Source organism: Lysinimonas soli (genome assembly GCF_042655435.1).
GTDB lineage: Bacteria > Actinomycetota > Actinomycetes > Actinomycetales > Microbacteriaceae > Lysinimonas > Lysinimonas soli.
In genome coordinates, this window is sequence record NZ_JBHSMG010000001.1 from 1425071 (window position 1) to 1438355 (window position 13285).

A 13285-nucleotide genomic window follows, 5' to 3' on the forward strand; every position below is an offset into this window, starting at 1 on the left:
CGGCGGCCGTTCACTGTGACGGCCGGCCACTCGCCGGGCGCTACGCCGACTTCTCGGCGCGCCGCGCCGCGCGGGGCACGATCGTCGGAGCCGCGTTGTCGAGCACCGCGTCGCGGGTCACGACGACCCGTGCGACCTCGTTGCTCGAGGGCACCTCGAACATGATCGGGCCGAGCACCTCTTCGAGGATCGCGCGCAGCCCGCGGGCACCGGTCTGGCGAAGCACCGCGAGATCGGCGATCGCCTCGAGCGCGTCGCTCTCGAAGTCGAGCTCGACCCCGTCGAGCTGGAACATGCGCTGGTACTGCCGCACGAGCGCGTTCTTCGGCACGGTCAGGATCTCCATGAGCGCGTGCTGGTCCAGCGGCGACACCGTGGTGACGACGGGCAGACGACCGATGAACTCGGGGATCAGGCCGAACTTGTGCAGGTCTTCGGGCAGGACCTCGCTGAACAGGGTCGCCTCGTCGCGCTTGGAGTGCAGCGGGGCGCCGAAGCCGATGCCGCGCCGGCCGACGCGCGCGGAGATGATGTCTTCGAGCCCCGAGAAGGCGCCCGCCACGATGAACAGCACGTTCGTCGTGTCGATCTGGATGAACTCCTGGTGCGGATGCTTGCGACCGCCCTGCGGCGGAACGCTCGCGACCGTGCCCTCGAGGATCTTCAACAGGGCCTGCTGCACACCCTCACCCGACACGTCGCGCGTGATCGAGGGGTTCTCGGCCTTGCGGGCGATCTTGTCGACCTCGTCGATGTAGATGATGCCGGTCTCGGCGCGCTTGACGTCGTAGTCGGCGGCCTGGATGAGCTTCAGGAGGATGTTCTCGACGTCTTCGCCGACGTAGCCGGCCTCGGTGAGCGCCGTGGCATCCGCGACCGCGAACGGCACGTTGAGGCGCTTGGCCAGCGTCTGCGCCAGGTAGGTCTTGCCGCATCCGGTCGGGCCGATCAGCAGGATGTTGCTCTTGGCGATCTCGATGTCGTCGATGACGGCATCGGCGGCCGCGATCGTCGAGCGGGCCCGGATGCGCTTGTAGTGGTTGTAGACCGCCACCGACAGCGCGCGCTTGGCGGGCTCCTGGCCGATGACGTACTCCTCGAGGAACGAGAAGATCTCTTTGGGCTTCGGCAGGTCGAATTCGCTCGAGATCTCTTCGCCCGCCTCGGCGAGTCGCTCTTCGATGATCTCGTTGCAGAGCTCGACGCACTCGTCGCAGATGTAGACGCCGGGGCCGGCGATCAGCTGCTGGACCTGCTTCTGAGACTTGCCACAAAAGGAGCACTTGAGCAGGTCTGCGCTCTCCCCGATGCGTGCCATGCGTCCGAGCCTAACCCGAACGGCAGATGGCAACCGGCAGCATGTGGAATTGGGCGATCGGCGCGCCGTGCCTACGCTGGAGCTTGGTGCTTCGGGTTCCGGTTCCGGATCGGGAGCAGCGGAAAGGATGCCGATGCACGCGCGCGCGCAGCGACTCGCCCGCGGCTGGATCGTGGGCTTGGTCGCCACCTCCGTCGCCGCGGTGTCGCACTCGCTCGCCGGCGGGTATCGGCCGGGAGCGCTCAGCTTCGGCGTGGCCCTGGTGTTCGCCGGCCTCGTCGGCACGGCCGCGATCGGAACCCGGCCGTCGTTGCCCCGGATGATCGTCGCGGTCGGCCTGAGCCAGCTCGCCTTCCACCTGCTCTTCTCGCTTCTCGGCTCCGGTTCGGCGAACGGCGTGACCACGCCGAGCTCGGGCATGGAGGGCATGACCGGGATGGATGCACACCCGTCGGCGGCGGCATCCCCGCTGCTCTCGACGATCCCCTCGCACCTGCTCGACCCGTGGATGTGGGCGGCGCACGCCCTCGCCGGCCTTCTCACCGTGCTGTTCCTGCGCCACGCCGAGCTCGCCGTCTGGGCGATGCTCGGCCGCCTCGCACGGGTGATCGCGGCCCCCTCTCGCTGGGTGCTCGTGCCCGTGGCCGTTCCCCTCGACACCTGCCCCACGGCCCCCAGCGACCCGCCGCGCACCCTCGTCTCGCGCCTTCTCGTCGCCTCCGCCCGGCGGCGCGGCCCTCCTCTGCTCGCGTTCTGATCGCATCACCGCCGCTCGGCGGATCCAGAACGCGTCGCCCGCACGGGCGACGACACACCTCGCAGACAGGAACACATTTCTCATGACACGCATGTCCCCACACGCCGTCGCGGCATCCGCCGTCGCCCTCGGCGCCGCCGCACTGCTCGCGCTCGCGGCCCCGCTGAGCGCCAGCGCGCACGTCTCGCTCGAATCGAACACGGCGACCCCCGGCACCTTCGACACCCTCACCTTCCGGGTTCCGAACGAGTCGACCGACGGCGCCACCACGAACAAGCTCACGATCAACCTGCCGGCCGATGCCGGTCTGCTGGCGAGCGTGAAGTTCGAACCGGTCGCCGGATGGACCGCCGAGCTCGTGACGACCAAGCTCGCGACGCCGGTCGTCCACGGCGACCAGACCACCACGGAAGCCGTGACCCAGGTGGTCTGGACCGCGAACCCCGGATCGGAGCTCGGCGCGGGCGCGCTGGGCGTCTTCCGGCTGTACGTCGGTCCGATCCCGAAGGTGGGCTCGTTGAAGCTCCCGATCGATCAGGGCTACAGCGACGGAACCACCGCATCCTGGAACGGCGCACCCAACAGCGAGCATCCCGCTCCCGTGCTCTACGTCACCGACCCGCCCGTGGCCGACCACGACGCCGACAGCGCGCCGAACCCGGCGGTCACGGCACACCCGGCGACGGCGGCGACCGGCGGTGACGGGGCGGATGTCGTGGCGCGGGTGCTCGGCGGAGCGGGCCTCGTGCTCGGCGCGGTCGGCCTGGTGATCGCGCTCAGCGGCCGCCGCACGGGGGCGACCCGCCCGGCGAAGGCGGACTGACCGTGCGCCGCGGCCCTGCCCTCGCCGTCTCGTTCGGGATCGCCCTGCTGCTGTCGCTCCTCGTTGCGACGCCCGCGTCGGCGCACAACCAGATCGTGTCGACGACGCCGAGCTCGGGGCAGACCCTGACCGAGCTGCCTGCCGAGTTCAGCATCCAGACCAACGAGTCGCTGCTCGACATCGGCGGGCAGGGCCGCGGCTTCGCCCTGCAGATCCGCGACGACTCCGGTCGGTACTACGAGACCGGATGCGTGACGATCGCGGATGCCACCATGAGCACGCCGGCCCGGCTCGGCGCGCCCGGGGCGTACACGATGATCTTCCAGCTCGTGTCGCAGGACGGGCACACGGTGAGCGGGGAGATCCACTTCACCTGGGCGCCGAGCGGCACGGTCACCCCGTCGAAGGGCACGACGACGCCTGCGGTCTGCCCGGGCACGACGGCCGCACCCGCGACCGGATCGACGGCCGGGTCGACGGGCACCGGCAGCGAGGGGACCCGCAACGCGACGGTTCCGCTCGCCGACGTGCTGTGGATCGGCGGGGCGCTGCTGGCCGTCGCGATCGCGATCGTCGTCACCCTGCTCGTGGTCGGCCGGCGGCGGCGGGAGGACGAGGTGGGCGGGGACGCCTAGACGCGCGAGATCTCGATCAGCGGCAGCTCGCGCCCGGCGCGCAGCTGCTGCTCGAGGAACATCGGCAGCTCGGAGGTGAGCCGCTTCCATACGTTGTCGCGCTTCTCGCCGTCGAGCACGGTCGCGCGCGCGTCGTACTCCGCGTCGGGCGCCTCGACGTGCACCGCGGGGTTGGCGACCAGGTCGCGGAACCACCGGGGCACCCGCGGCGACCCGTTGTCGGACGCCACGACCAGGATGCCGTTCTCACTCGGCCGGAACATCACGGGCACGGTCCGCGGCTCGCCCGATCGCGCTCCCGTCGTGGTCAGCAGCACGATGCGCTCCCGGTGCACCCCGTCGACGGAGATCGGGCCGCCGGCCCGGAAATCGGCGATGACCTGCTGGTTGACGGCCTTCATGTCCATCTCGCCACGTTAGGGGCATCTGCCCACGACGAGAAGGCCTGCCGGGGAACACCCAGGCAGGCCTTCTCGATCGAACGAACTACTTGACGAGTGCCGGCAGGTTCTTGCGGCTCGTCAACACCTGGTCGATGAGGCCGTATTCGAGCGCCTCATCCGCCGACAGGATCGTGTCGCGCTCGAGGTCCTTGTTGACCCGCTCCATGTCGTGCACCGAGTGCTTGACGAGAGTCTCTTCGAGCCAGGTGCGCAGGCGCAGGATCTCTTTCGCCTGGATCTCGATGTCGGACGCCTGCCCCCGGCCGGCCTCGCCGACGGCGGGCTGGTGGATGAGGATGCGCGCGTTCGGCAGCGCGAGGCGCTTGCCCGGGGTGCCCGCGGCGGCGATCACGGCGGCGGCCGATGCCGCCTGCCCGAGCACGACCGTCTGGATCTGCGGACGGATGTACTGCATCGTGTCGTAGATTGCCGTCATCGCGGTGAACGAGCCACCGGGTGAGTTGATGTACATGACGATGTCGCGATCCGGGTCCTGGCTCTCGAGCACGAGCAGCTGGGCCATGATGTCGTCGGCCGACGCGTCGTCGACCTGCACCCCGAGGAAGATGATGCGGTCTTCGAAGAGCTTCGCGTAGGGGTCCTGGCGCTTGAAGCCGTACGCCGTGCGCTCCTCGAAGCTCGGGAGGATGTAGCGCGATTCCGGCATGGTGTTCAACGGGGCTGAGCCGCCGGCCCGGTAGGTGGGGAGTTCCATCTGAATGATGTCCTGTCTCTCTGTGCAGGTCGCTGTCGGCCGGGTTACTTGTCTTCGGTTCCGCCGCCGCCGATGACGTCGGAGGCCGATTCGCGGATGTGGTCGACGAAGCCGTAGTCCAGCGCCTCCTGGGCGTTGAACCAGCGGTCGCGGTCGCCGTCCTTGTTGATCTGCTCGACCGTCTTGCCGGTCTGGGCGGCCGTGATCTCGGCGAGGCGCTTCTTCATGTCGAGGATGAGCGCCGCCTGGGTCTGGATGTCGGACGAGGTGCCGCCGAATCCACCGTGCGGCTGGTGCAGCAGCACGCGCGCGTTGGGCGTGATGTACCGCTTGCCCTTGGTGCCCGCGGTGAGCAGCAGCTGCCCCATCGAGGCCGCCATGCCGATGCCGACCGTGACGATGTCGTTGGGCACGAACTGCATCGTGTCGTAGATCGCCATGCCCGCGGTGATCGAGCCGCCGGGCGAGTTGATGTAGAGGTAGATGTCGCGCTTCGGGTCTTCGGCGGCGAGCAGCAGGAGCTTGGCCGCGATCTCGTTCGAGTTGTCGTCTCGCACCTCCGAACCGAGCCAGATGATGCGGTCCTTCAGAAGGCGGTCAAAGACACTCGGCTGGAATGTCGGGTCGGCCATGGGTTGAGCTCCGTTTCGGTTTCGCCCCGTATCGGGAAACGATGTCGAGGTCGAATCTACCGGGGGGCTCAGACCCGCATGGCGCTGTTCGCCCTGGGCAGAGGCCGCGCCCCGCTCCCGTTGCACCGACCACCCCCGCCCGGACCCCGAGCCCCGCCCCCCGTGGCCGCGATCGACGCGCTCGCCGGAGAGCGTCCGCCGGGCGACGCGCTCGCGCTGCTCGAGGCAGCGGGAGCCCGCGACTCCACCGGACGGGAGGACGAAGCCGCCCCGCCCTACCGGGCCGCCCTCGCCGCGGGACTCGACGATGACCGGCGGGGGCAGGCCGTCATCCAGCTCGCCAGCACCCTGCGCAATCTGGGTCGCCCCGACGAGTCGCTCGCGCTGCTGAGTGCCGAGTTCGCCGGTCAGCCCGAGCACCCGCTCGCGGATGCCGCCATGGCCTTCGCCGCGCTCGCCTTGGCGAGCACCGGGCGCACGACCGAGGCGCTCGTCGCCGTGCTGCACGCGCTGTCGCCGCATCTGCCCCGTTACCAGCGCGCGGTCGATGCCTACGCCGACGAGCTGCTCGTCGATCGCGCCGAGAGCTGAGGATTCAGCGGGCGAGCTTCTCGAGGGTGTTGAGGTTGCGGGTGGTCACCCATGGCTTGTAGCGCGCTGCCGACTGGGCCTTGCCCATCGCCGAGTCGAGGGTGCTGCCCTTCGGCACGCTCCAGTAGATGACGCCGTCGCCGGCCTGCGCCTGCTCGACGGCAGGATCCAGCGGCACCGCGAGCAGTTGCTCGCGCACCTCGGGAGTGACGGCGAACACCACGTAGGCGTGCCGATCGGCCGCACGCTCGAAGGGGTAGCCGGCGACGATCTCGGCGATCGCCTCCACCGTGAGCACGTGCACCCAGGCCTCGTAGCCGAACCGCTCGCGCAGCGCCTGCTCGAGGGTCCGCTTGACGGCGGATGCGGCATCCGGGCTCGTGAACAGCACGTTGCCACTGGCCAGCACGGTCGCCACCTCGGAGTACCCGAGCCCGCGAACGAGCTCGGCGAGGTCAGCCATCTTGATGGTGACCCCGCCGACGTTGACCCCGCGCAGCAGGGCGACGTAGCGCGTCATCGTGCCCGTCACCCCGCGATCGCCCGGATGCGGCTAGTGGTTGTGACCTGCGTGCTCGTCGCCCGCGTTCGCCTGCTGCAGCAGCGCGGTCGCGTCGCCGGTGTCGAACTCGTCGCCCTGCTCGTCGGGCAGGCCCGCGGTGAACGCCGAGACGTCGACCGCCTTGCCCTTGGTGTCGACGACCTTCGCCTTGGCCAGCACGGCGCCGAGCGCCTTCGCGCGGGCGACCTCGCCGATCATGGCGGGCAGCTGCCCGTTCTGGTCGAGCACCTTGATGAACTCGCCCGGCTCCATGCCGTACTGGGCGGATGCCTGCACGAGATAGGTGGTGAGCTCGTTCTGGCTGACCTTCACCTCTTCCTTCTCGGCGATCGCGTCGAGCAGGATCTGCGAGCGGAAGGTCTTCTCGCTCGACTCGGCGACCTCGGCGCGGTGCACCTCGTCTTCGAGGCGACCCTCGTTCTCGAGGTGACGGTGCACCTCGTCATCGATGAGGCCCTGCGGAACGGGGATGTCGACCTTCTCGAGAAGCACGTCGACGATCTTGTCGCGAGCCTCGACGCCCTGGCCGAACTCCTTCGACTTGCCGAGCTGCTCGCGCAGGTCGGCGCGAAGCTCGCCGATGGTGTCGAACTGGCTGGCGATCTGGGCGAACTCGTCGTCGGCGGCGGGAAGCTCGCGCTCCTTGACGGCGAGCAGCGTGACGGCGATCTGGGCCTTCTCGCCCTCGTGGTCGCCGCCGAGCAGCGGGGCCTCGAACGTGGTCGACTCCCCCGCGGTCAGCGTGTCGAGCGCGTCGTCGATGCCCTCGATCAGCTCGCCCGATCCGAGCTCGTACGAGATGTTGCTCGCGGTGTCGACCTCTTCGTCGCCGATCGTGGCGACCAGGTCGAGCTGCACGAAGTCGCCGGTCTTGGCCGGACGGTCGACGGTGACGAGGGTGCCGAAGCGGCTGCGCAGGTTCTCGAGCTCGGCCTCGACGTCATCCGGGCTCACCGTGACGGGCTCGACCTCGAGCTTGAGGCCCTCGTAGTCGGGGATGGTGAACTCGGGACGCACGTCGACCTCGACCGACACCTCGAGGTTGCCGCTGAAGTCGTCGACGCTCGGCCACTTGGTGATGTCGGCGCTGGGGCGCCCGAGGGGACGCACCTTCTCTTCGTCGGCGGCCTCGCGGTAGAACTTGTCGAGCCCCTCGTTGACCGCGTGGTTGAGCACCTCGGAGCGGCCGACGCGCTGGTCGATGATGGGCGGCGGCACCTTGCCCTTGCGGAAGCCGGGGATGCTCACATCCGAGGCGATGTGCTGGTAGGCGTGGTCGATGCTCGGCTTGAGCTCCTCGGGCGTGACAGTGATGTTGAGCTTCACGCGAGTGGGGCTGAGCTTCTCGACGGTCGTCGTGACCATGGGTGTCTCCGTTGTTCTTTTCGTGGGATCTCGTAGAAATCTGGGGTGTGAGTCGGGGCGACAGGATTTGAACCTGCGGCCTCCCGCTCCCAAAGCGGGCGCTCTACCAAGCTGAGCTACGCCCCGGTTGATGCGCTTGCTGCCCGAAAAATGGCCTCCCGAAGTCTAACGGTTCGATCCTGTCCGCGTGCCTGCTCCCGGATGTCGGTGCGGCGGCTCACACTGGAGCCATGGCAGACATCGAGATCATGGAACTGCGCGCCTACGAGCCGCGCTGCCTCGACTGCGGCGAGACCGGTCCGATCGAGACCAGCGTGTTCTTCGCGATGGCGTGGGAAGAGGCGCACGTCTGCGCCGCGATCCGCATCGATTCGGAATCGGCAGAACTGACGCCGGCAGAATCGGCGGATGCCGCACGCCTGGCCGTTGCCTGAGCCGACGTTGCCCGAACGGGGCGCTTCGTTCCGGTAGACTGCCCGGCGAGATGCGGCTTCGGTCGCCCTCCGGGGATGTAGCTCAATGGTAGAGCCTCAGTCTTCCAAACTGATTACGCGGGTTCGATTCCCGTCATCCCCTCCACATCGTGACTCTGGGTTCGATCCCCTCGACCCATAGGACCAAGGCCCTTGCCCGCCGCGCGCAGCACGAACGACGCTGGACACATGGATGCAGTGATTGTGTACGAATCGATGTTCGGCGACACCCGGCGGGTTGCGGAAGCGCTCGCGAAGGGGATGGCGCCCTCCGCCACGGTGACCCTGATCAACGTGAACGACGCGGGCAAGGTCTTTCCGAAGGCTGACCTCGTGCTGGTCGGAGGCCCGACCCACGTGCATGGCCTGAGCCGCCCCGTGACGCGGGCGGAGGCCGTCGAGTGGACGAAGGATCCGGATCGGCACCTCACGCTTGAGAAGAGCGCGCCGGGGATCGGAATCCGCGAGTGGCTCGACGAGCTCACCGGCCCGGTAGGGCAGTTCTTCGCCTTCGACACCCGCGCCGAAGGGGCTCGTCTACTGACGGGCTCCGCCGCGGCGCACATCGACAAGGAACTGCGCAAGGCCGGCGGTCGTTCCGTCGCCGATCCGGAGAGCTTCCTGGTGCACGACAGCGCCCTCGACGCCGACGAGATCGCCCGGGCTGAGGCCGTCGGCGCGCAACTGGCGCAACGAGTGAGCGTGTCCGCGAACTGACGCGGATCAGGGCGCGACGAACACGACGCGGCTGCGGGCACTGGCCTTCTCGGCCCAGACCGCCTCGACATCCGCGAACTTCCGCGGGTCGATATCGAGCACGAAGCTGCCCTTGGACACCTCCGCCAGCAGCGGCCCGAGTTCGTCGAGAATCCCGCGCGTGGTCACCGAGCCCTGACCGCTGCCCATCAGCTGCAGGTTCGCCCCGCGCAGCATGGCCGAGGCGATGGTCAGGTCCGGCCCGGCGATCGCGCCCACCTGCACCCAGGCGAGTCGGTGGGAGCGATCGGGGCGGCGGGTCAGCAGGGCCGGGATGACGGCCTGCGCCGGCTCGCCCCAGAGGTAGTCCACGACCGCGTCGACCTCGGCGGCAGCCTCGCCGACCCGGGCGGCGGCCTCGCCGAGCGGTCCGGCGAGCGAGACCACGGCATCCGCCCCGAGCCCGGCCAGTGAATCGAGAGCCTCCGGGTCGCGGCCTGCAGCAACCACACCTGACGCGCCCAGGTGGCGGGCGATCTGCACGGCGAGCCGGCCGGCGCTCCCGGTCGCTCCGAGGATGAGCACGCTCTGCCCGGGCACGAGCCCGGCGCGACGGCGCAGCGCGATCCAGGACGACATCCCGGGGTTCATCGCGGCGGCGACGGCCGCGGCATCCGTTCCCGCAGGAAGCGGCACGGATCGGCGCAGATCGATCGTCGCGCGTTCAGCCAGGCTGCCGAGCCGGGTGTCGGGCAGCACGAAGTAGACCAGCGAGCCGTCGGGCAGGCGACCGACCCCATCGATGCCCGGGATCAGCGGCAGCTCGTCGGTGCTGGTGTAGTGCGAGCCGTCAGCCTGCGAGCGGACTCGCGGATGCAGCGCTGCTGCCACCACCTCGACGACCACCTCGTGCTCGCCCCCGGCCTGGGGCTCGTCGGCGACAGACCAGCGAGGCGGCTGATCGAACTCGGTCACAACGGCGGCGTGCATCGTCTCTCCTTTAGTTGGCATTACAAACCAATGTAGTTCGTGTTACCAACTAGATCAAGTAGGATGCTCGCATGGCCCGCGACCCCGACCTCGACTCGCTCGTGCAACTCAGTTGGCGCGTCTTCGATGTGCTGGACGACACCGCGCGCCGCCACGAGCTCTCGCCCACGCAACTGCGTCTGCTCGCGATCCTGCGCGACCGCGAGCCCGAGATGCTCGAACTGGCCGCCCACCTGGGGCTCGACAAGTCGAGCACGTCGGGGCTCGTCGCCCGGGCAGAGGGCCGCGGACTGGTGCAGCGCGTTCCCTCGGACTCGGATCGACGACGAGTGGCCGTGCGGTTGACGGATGCCGGCCGGGCCCAGGCGACGGTGCTCGAACAGGAGAGCTACGCCGCGCTGGGGGCGATCATGGATCGCCTGCCCACGGATCAGCGCAGCGCGTTCGCCGCGATCTGCCGCGAGCTGCTGAAGAGGGTCGGGTAGACCGACTCCGTCGTCACCCGGAGCGGGCGGCGTTGTCGGCACGCGGGTGCAGGATGTGGCCATGACCAGGTACGCGATCGACGCCCCCACCGCGATCCGGCTCGTTCGTGACGACGTCGCCGTTTCTGCCGAGCACCAGCTCGTCGCGCCGAAGCTGCTGCACTCCCACGCCCTGTCGCAGCTCTATCGGGACGTGCGCGCGGGATCCCTGAGCAGGGAGGACGCGCGCCGGATGCTGGACGGGATCACGACGATGCGCATCCGCCTGCTGGCCGATCGCGTCTCGCGGGCAACGGCCTGGCGGGTGGCGGAGCAACTCGGATGGGACGACACCGCGCTGGCCGAGTACATCGCCGTGGCGCAGTTGCAGGCCGACGCGTTCGTCACGCTCGACGGGCAACTCGCGAGTGAGGTGAACGGCATCGTGGCCGTCGAGCCCTTCGAGGTGCTGCTGCGAAACGCGCCGCCCGCAGGCTAGAGTTCGTCGCCGGCTTCGAGTTCCGCCAGGGCTTCGGCGGCGTCCCGGCTCCCCTCCGACGCGAGTCGACGCAGCTCGTCACGATTGTCGTCGTCGATCGCCAGCTGGACCAGCTCGTCCATGGCGTCGGCGCTGCCGGCATCCGCCAGTCGGCGCAGTTCGGCCACGTCGCCTTCTTCGCCCGCCAGCTCGACGAGTTCGTCGATCGCGTCCCGGTCTCCGGCCTCGGCCAGCCTGTGCAACTCGACGCGGCCGCTCGTATCGCTCATGATCCGAGGCTGGCACGAAGCCGGCCATCGCACCAGTGGTCGGCGACGTCGATCACCACCGAACCGTCCTGACTGCGACGACGACGGCCGCGATGAGCGCCGCGATCGAGAGCACGAGTCCCGCCACAGCAAGACCGCGGCCCGAGCGACCTGACGGCATCCGCTTGATCGCCGCCGCGGAGAAGATCCAGCCGACGATCCCGAGCGCGATCGAAACCGGGAACAGCAGTCCCGAGATCGAGAGGCCGATGAACCCGCAGACGAAGCCCGCGACGCTGCCGGACGCATCGACCTCGGAGCCGGCGGCCAAAGCGTCGGGCGACTCCTCATCCGTCATTCGACAGCTCCTCACTATTCGTCGCGAGCTTAGGGCACCCCCAGGACCTAAGCCCCTACAGGCCCGCGCTCCGTGGCGGGAAAGTGGATCATGGCTACCGCGACTATCATCCCCAGAACATTCAGCGCCGACCCCGGCGGCGACGTCGAACTCGTCACCGCCCCCGCCGACCCGATCGTCGACCTCGAGGCGACACAAGCGCTCGACATCTCGCAGATCCTCGAGCTGCTCGCCGACTGACCCGCACGACCGCCACCCGGCGGTGTGCCACAATCTGCGTATGGATGCAGATAAGCAGGTGTGCGGACGACTCCCCGACAGCCAGTACGTCGAGCTCGCCGTCGAGGTGTTCGGGATGCTCGCCGACGCCACCCGCGTGCGCATCGTGCTCGCCCTGCGCGAGGGCGAGTTGAGCGTCAACCAGCTGGCCGAACTCGTCGAGAAGTCGCCGGCCGCGGTGTCACAGCACCTCGCGAAGATGCGGCTCGGCCGCCTGGTCAGCACGCGACAGGATGGCACCCGCATCTTCTACCGGCTCGCCAACGAGCACGCGCGGCAGCTGGTCTCGGACGCGATCTTCCAGGCCGAGCACGCGCTCGATCAGACACCGCGGCATCACCACACGGATGCCGAGGTCTCGGCGTGAGCGCACACGGTCACGACCACGCGCATCCGCACGACGAGCACGAGCACGAGCACGAGCATTCTCACGACCATGACCACAGGCACGGCCACGACCATGACCATGACCATGACCACGGTCACGACCACGACCACCCCACCGGCCTGAAGGGCTTCCTCTACGGCCTCTTCGTGCCGCACACGCACGACGCCTCCGACTCGATCGACGACGCGCTCGAAGCCAGTGCGGCGGGCGTGCGGGCGCTCAAGATCAGCCTCTTCGTACTGCTGGGCACCACCATCCTGCAGCTCGCCGTCGTGCTCATCAGCGGCTCGGTCGCGCTGCTGGCCGACACCATCCACAACTTCTCGGACGCCCTCACGGCGGTGCCGCTCTGGATCGCCTTCATCCTGGGGCGCCGCGCGGCCTCTCGTCGCTACACCTACGGACTCGGCCGCGCCGAAGACCTCGCCGGACTGTTCATCGTGGTCGTCGTCGCACTCTCGGCGGTCGTCGCGGCCTGGCAGTCGATCCTGCGGTTGCTCTCGCCGCATCCGCTCGAGAACCTGTGGTGGGTGGTCGCGGCCGGGATCATCGGTTTCGCCGGCAACGAGCTGGTGGCGATCTACCGCATCCGGGTCGGTCGCCGCATCGGCTCGGCCGCGCTGGTCGCCGACGGCGTGCACGCGCGCACCGACGGCTTCACCTCCCTCGCGGTCGTGGTCGGAGCGGTCGGCGTCATGCTGGGGTTCCCGCTCGCCGACCCGATCGTCGGCATCCTGATCTCGATCGCGATCATCGTGCTGCTGATCGGCACCGTGCGCAGCATCGGACGGCGGCTGATGGACGGCGTCGAGCCCGAGCTGGTCGATCGGGCCGAGCACGCCATCCGGCACGTCGAGGGCGTGCGCGCCATCCAGGAACTGCGGCTGCGCTGGGTCGGACACCGCCTCCAGGGCGACACGGCGATCGTCGTCGCCGACATGCCCGTCTCGCAGGCGGAGCGGGTCGCCGACGAGGTGGCCGCGCAGCTCGCGGCGCACCTGCCCAACGCCGACGCGATCCGGGTGCGCACGGTCAGCGACTGAGGCAGC

Annotated in this window: 21 protein-coding genes and 2 tRNA genes; 12 read left to right on the top strand and 11 right to left on the bottom strand. The window is 69.2% G+C overall.

Annotation, left to right across the window (positions count from 1 at the left end; all coding sequences use genetic code 11):
* Positions 1-40: 40 nt before the first annotated feature.
* Entirely contained in the window at positions 41-1318 is a 1278-nt protein-coding gene (gene clpX / locus ACFPJ4_RS06805) for an ATP-dependent Clp protease ATP-binding subunit ClpX (RefSeq protein ID WP_386739609.1), read from the bottom strand.
* Positions 1319-1451: 133 nt separating this feature from the next.
* Here clpX and ACFPJ4_RS06810 point away from each other — a divergent pair, with 133 nt between their 5' ends.
* The 3 genes from ACFPJ4_RS06810 to ACFPJ4_RS06820 all read left to right on the top strand — a co-directional run bounded on the left by ACFPJ4_RS06810 (position 1452) and on the right by ACFPJ4_RS06820 (position 3533).
* Complete coding sequence (locus ACFPJ4_RS06810; protein ID WP_386739610.1) at positions 1452-2075, top strand: hypothetical protein; 624 nt, start codon at positions 1452-1454, stop codon at positions 2073-2075.
* 91 nt (positions 2076-2166) lie between these two features.
* Entirely contained in the window at positions 2167-2898 is a 732-nt protein-coding gene (locus tag ACFPJ4_RS06815) for a YcnI family protein (protein WP_386739611.1), read from the top strand.
* A gap of 2 nt (positions 2899-2900) precedes the next feature.
* Positions 2901-3533, top strand: coding sequence for a copper resistance CopC family protein (locus ACFPJ4_RS06820; RefSeq protein ID WP_386739612.1), 633 nt, complete (start codon positions 2901-2903; stop codon positions 3531-3533).
* Here ACFPJ4_RS06820 and ACFPJ4_RS06825 read toward each other — a convergent pair.
* The 3 genes from ACFPJ4_RS06825 to ACFPJ4_RS06835 form a co-directional block, all read right to left on the bottom strand.
* A complete protein-coding gene (locus ACFPJ4_RS06825; RefSeq protein WP_386739613.1) occupies positions 3530-3940 on the bottom strand; it encodes a nitroreductase/quinone reductase family protein in 411 nt (136 codons plus the stop codon). The genes ACFPJ4_RS06820 and ACFPJ4_RS06825 overlap by 4 nt on opposite strands.
* Positions 3941-4019: 79 nt before the next feature.
* A complete protein-coding gene (locus ACFPJ4_RS06830) occupies positions 4020-4691 on the bottom strand; it encodes an ATP-dependent Clp protease proteolytic subunit (protein ID WP_386739614.1) in 672 nt (223 codons plus the stop codon).
* Between the two features lie 44 nt (positions 4692-4735).
* Complete coding sequence (locus ACFPJ4_RS06835) at positions 4736-5323, bottom strand: ATP-dependent Clp protease proteolytic subunit (protein ID WP_386739615.1); 588 nt, start codon at positions 5321-5323, stop codon at positions 4736-4738.
* A gap of 162 nt (positions 5324-5485) precedes the next feature.
* On the opposite strand from ACFPJ4_RS06835, the gene ACFPJ4_RS06840 reads away from it, so the two are divergent.
* A complete protein-coding gene (locus ACFPJ4_RS06840) occupies positions 5486-5914 on the top strand; it encodes a tetratricopeptide repeat protein (RefSeq protein ID WP_386739616.1) in 429 nt (142 codons plus the stop codon).
* 4 nt (positions 5915-5918) lie between these two features.
* Here the strand turns inward: ACFPJ4_RS06840 and ACFPJ4_RS06845 are convergent, their stop codons facing one another.
* The 3 genes from ACFPJ4_RS06845 to ACFPJ4_RS06855 all read right to left on the bottom strand — a co-directional run bounded on the left by ACFPJ4_RS06845 (position 5919) and on the right by ACFPJ4_RS06855 (position 7967).
* Positions 5919-6446, bottom strand: coding sequence for a DUF1697 domain-containing protein (locus ACFPJ4_RS06845; RefSeq protein ID WP_386739617.1), 528 nt, complete (start codon positions 6444-6446; stop codon positions 5919-5921).
* A gap of 21 nt (positions 6447-6467) precedes the next feature.
* Positions 6468-7841 carry a trigger factor gene (gene tig / locus ACFPJ4_RS06850; protein WP_386739618.1) on the bottom strand — a complete coding sequence of 458 codons (1374 nt, stop codon included), beginning with the start codon at positions 7839-7841 and terminating at the stop codon, positions 6468-6470.
* A 52-nt stretch (positions 7842-7893) separates the two neighbouring features.
* Positions 7894-7967, bottom strand: a tRNA-Pro gene (locus ACFPJ4_RS06855).
* Between the two features lie 104 nt (positions 7968-8071).
* Between ACFPJ4_RS06855 and ACFPJ4_RS06860 the strand changes: the two genes are divergently transcribed.
* The 3 genes from ACFPJ4_RS06860 (at position 8072) to ACFPJ4_RS06870 (ending at position 9031) form a co-directional block, all read left to right on the top strand.
* Positions 8072-8275, top strand: coding sequence for a hypothetical protein (locus ACFPJ4_RS06860; RefSeq protein WP_386739619.1), 204 nt, complete (start codon positions 8072-8074; stop codon positions 8273-8275).
* A 71-nt stretch (positions 8276-8346) separates the two neighbouring features.
* A tRNA-Gly gene (locus tag ACFPJ4_RS06865) sits at positions 8347-8420 on the top strand.
* Between the two features lie 83 nt (positions 8421-8503).
* Positions 8504-9031: a flavodoxin family protein gene (locus tag ACFPJ4_RS06870; RefSeq protein ID WP_386739620.1), complete on the top strand. Its 528-nt coding sequence runs from the start codon at positions 8504-8506 to the stop codon at positions 9029-9031.
* Between the two features lie 6 nt (positions 9032-9037).
* Here the strand turns inward: ACFPJ4_RS06870 and ACFPJ4_RS06875 are convergent, their stop codons facing one another.
* Positions 9038-10000, bottom strand: coding sequence for a zinc-binding alcohol dehydrogenase family protein (locus ACFPJ4_RS06875; RefSeq protein ID WP_386739621.1), 963 nt, complete (start codon positions 9998-10000; stop codon positions 9038-9040).
* 71 nt (positions 10001-10071) lie between these two features.
* Between ACFPJ4_RS06875 and ACFPJ4_RS06880 the strand changes: the two genes are divergently transcribed.
* Both ACFPJ4_RS06880 and ACFPJ4_RS06885 read left to right on the top strand, forming a co-directional pair.
* On the top strand, positions 10072-10485 hold the full coding sequence (locus ACFPJ4_RS06880) for a MarR family winged helix-turn-helix transcriptional regulator (RefSeq protein ID WP_386739622.1): 414 nt from the start codon (positions 10072-10074) through the stop codon (positions 10483-10485).
* A gap of 61 nt (positions 10486-10546) precedes the next feature.
* Positions 10547-10963 (top strand): hypothetical protein, encoded by a 417-nt coding sequence (locus ACFPJ4_RS06885; protein WP_386739623.1) that lies wholly within the window; start codon positions 10547-10549, stop codon positions 10961-10963.
* On the opposite strand, the gene ACFPJ4_RS06890 is transcribed toward ACFPJ4_RS06885, so the two are convergent.
* Both ACFPJ4_RS06890 and ACFPJ4_RS06895 read right to left on the bottom strand, forming a co-directional pair.
* Positions 10960-11232, bottom strand: a complete 273-nt coding sequence (locus tag ACFPJ4_RS06890; RefSeq protein ID WP_386739624.1) for a hypothetical protein — start codon at positions 11230-11232, stop codon at positions 10960-10962. The two genes, ACFPJ4_RS06885 and ACFPJ4_RS06890, sit on opposite strands and share 4 nt — an antisense overlap.
* A gap of 52 nt (positions 11233-11284) precedes the next feature.
* Entirely contained in the window at positions 11285-11569 is a 285-nt protein-coding gene (locus ACFPJ4_RS06895; protein WP_386739625.1) for a hypothetical protein, read from the bottom strand.
* A gap of 90 nt (positions 11570-11659) precedes the next feature.
* Here ACFPJ4_RS06895 and ACFPJ4_RS06900 point away from each other — a divergent pair, with 90 nt between their 5' ends.
* Both ACFPJ4_RS06900 and ACFPJ4_RS06905 read left to right on the top strand, forming a co-directional pair.
* Positions 11660-11809 carry a hypothetical protein gene (locus ACFPJ4_RS06900; protein WP_386739626.1) on the top strand — a complete coding sequence of 50 codons (150 nt, stop codon included), beginning with the start codon at positions 11660-11662 and terminating at the stop codon, positions 11807-11809.
* A 40-nt stretch (positions 11810-11849) separates the two neighbouring features.
* On the top strand, positions 11850-12215 hold the full coding sequence (locus ACFPJ4_RS06905) for an ArsR/SmtB family transcription factor (RefSeq protein ID WP_386739627.1): 366 nt from the start codon (positions 11850-11852) through the stop codon (positions 12213-12215).
* Here ACFPJ4_RS06905 and ACFPJ4_RS06910 read toward each other — a convergent pair.
* Entirely contained in the window at positions 12185-12391 is a 207-nt protein-coding gene (locus ACFPJ4_RS06910; protein WP_386739628.1) for a hypothetical protein, read from the bottom strand. The two genes, ACFPJ4_RS06905 and ACFPJ4_RS06910, sit on opposite strands and share 31 nt — an antisense overlap.
* Here ACFPJ4_RS06910 and ACFPJ4_RS06915 point away from each other — a divergent pair.
* Positions 12383-13279, top strand: coding sequence for a cation diffusion facilitator family transporter (locus ACFPJ4_RS06915; RefSeq protein ID WP_386739629.1), 897 nt, complete (start codon positions 12383-12385; stop codon positions 13277-13279). The genes ACFPJ4_RS06910 and ACFPJ4_RS06915 overlap by 9 nt on opposite strands.
* Positions 13280-13285 lie beyond the last annotated feature (6 nt).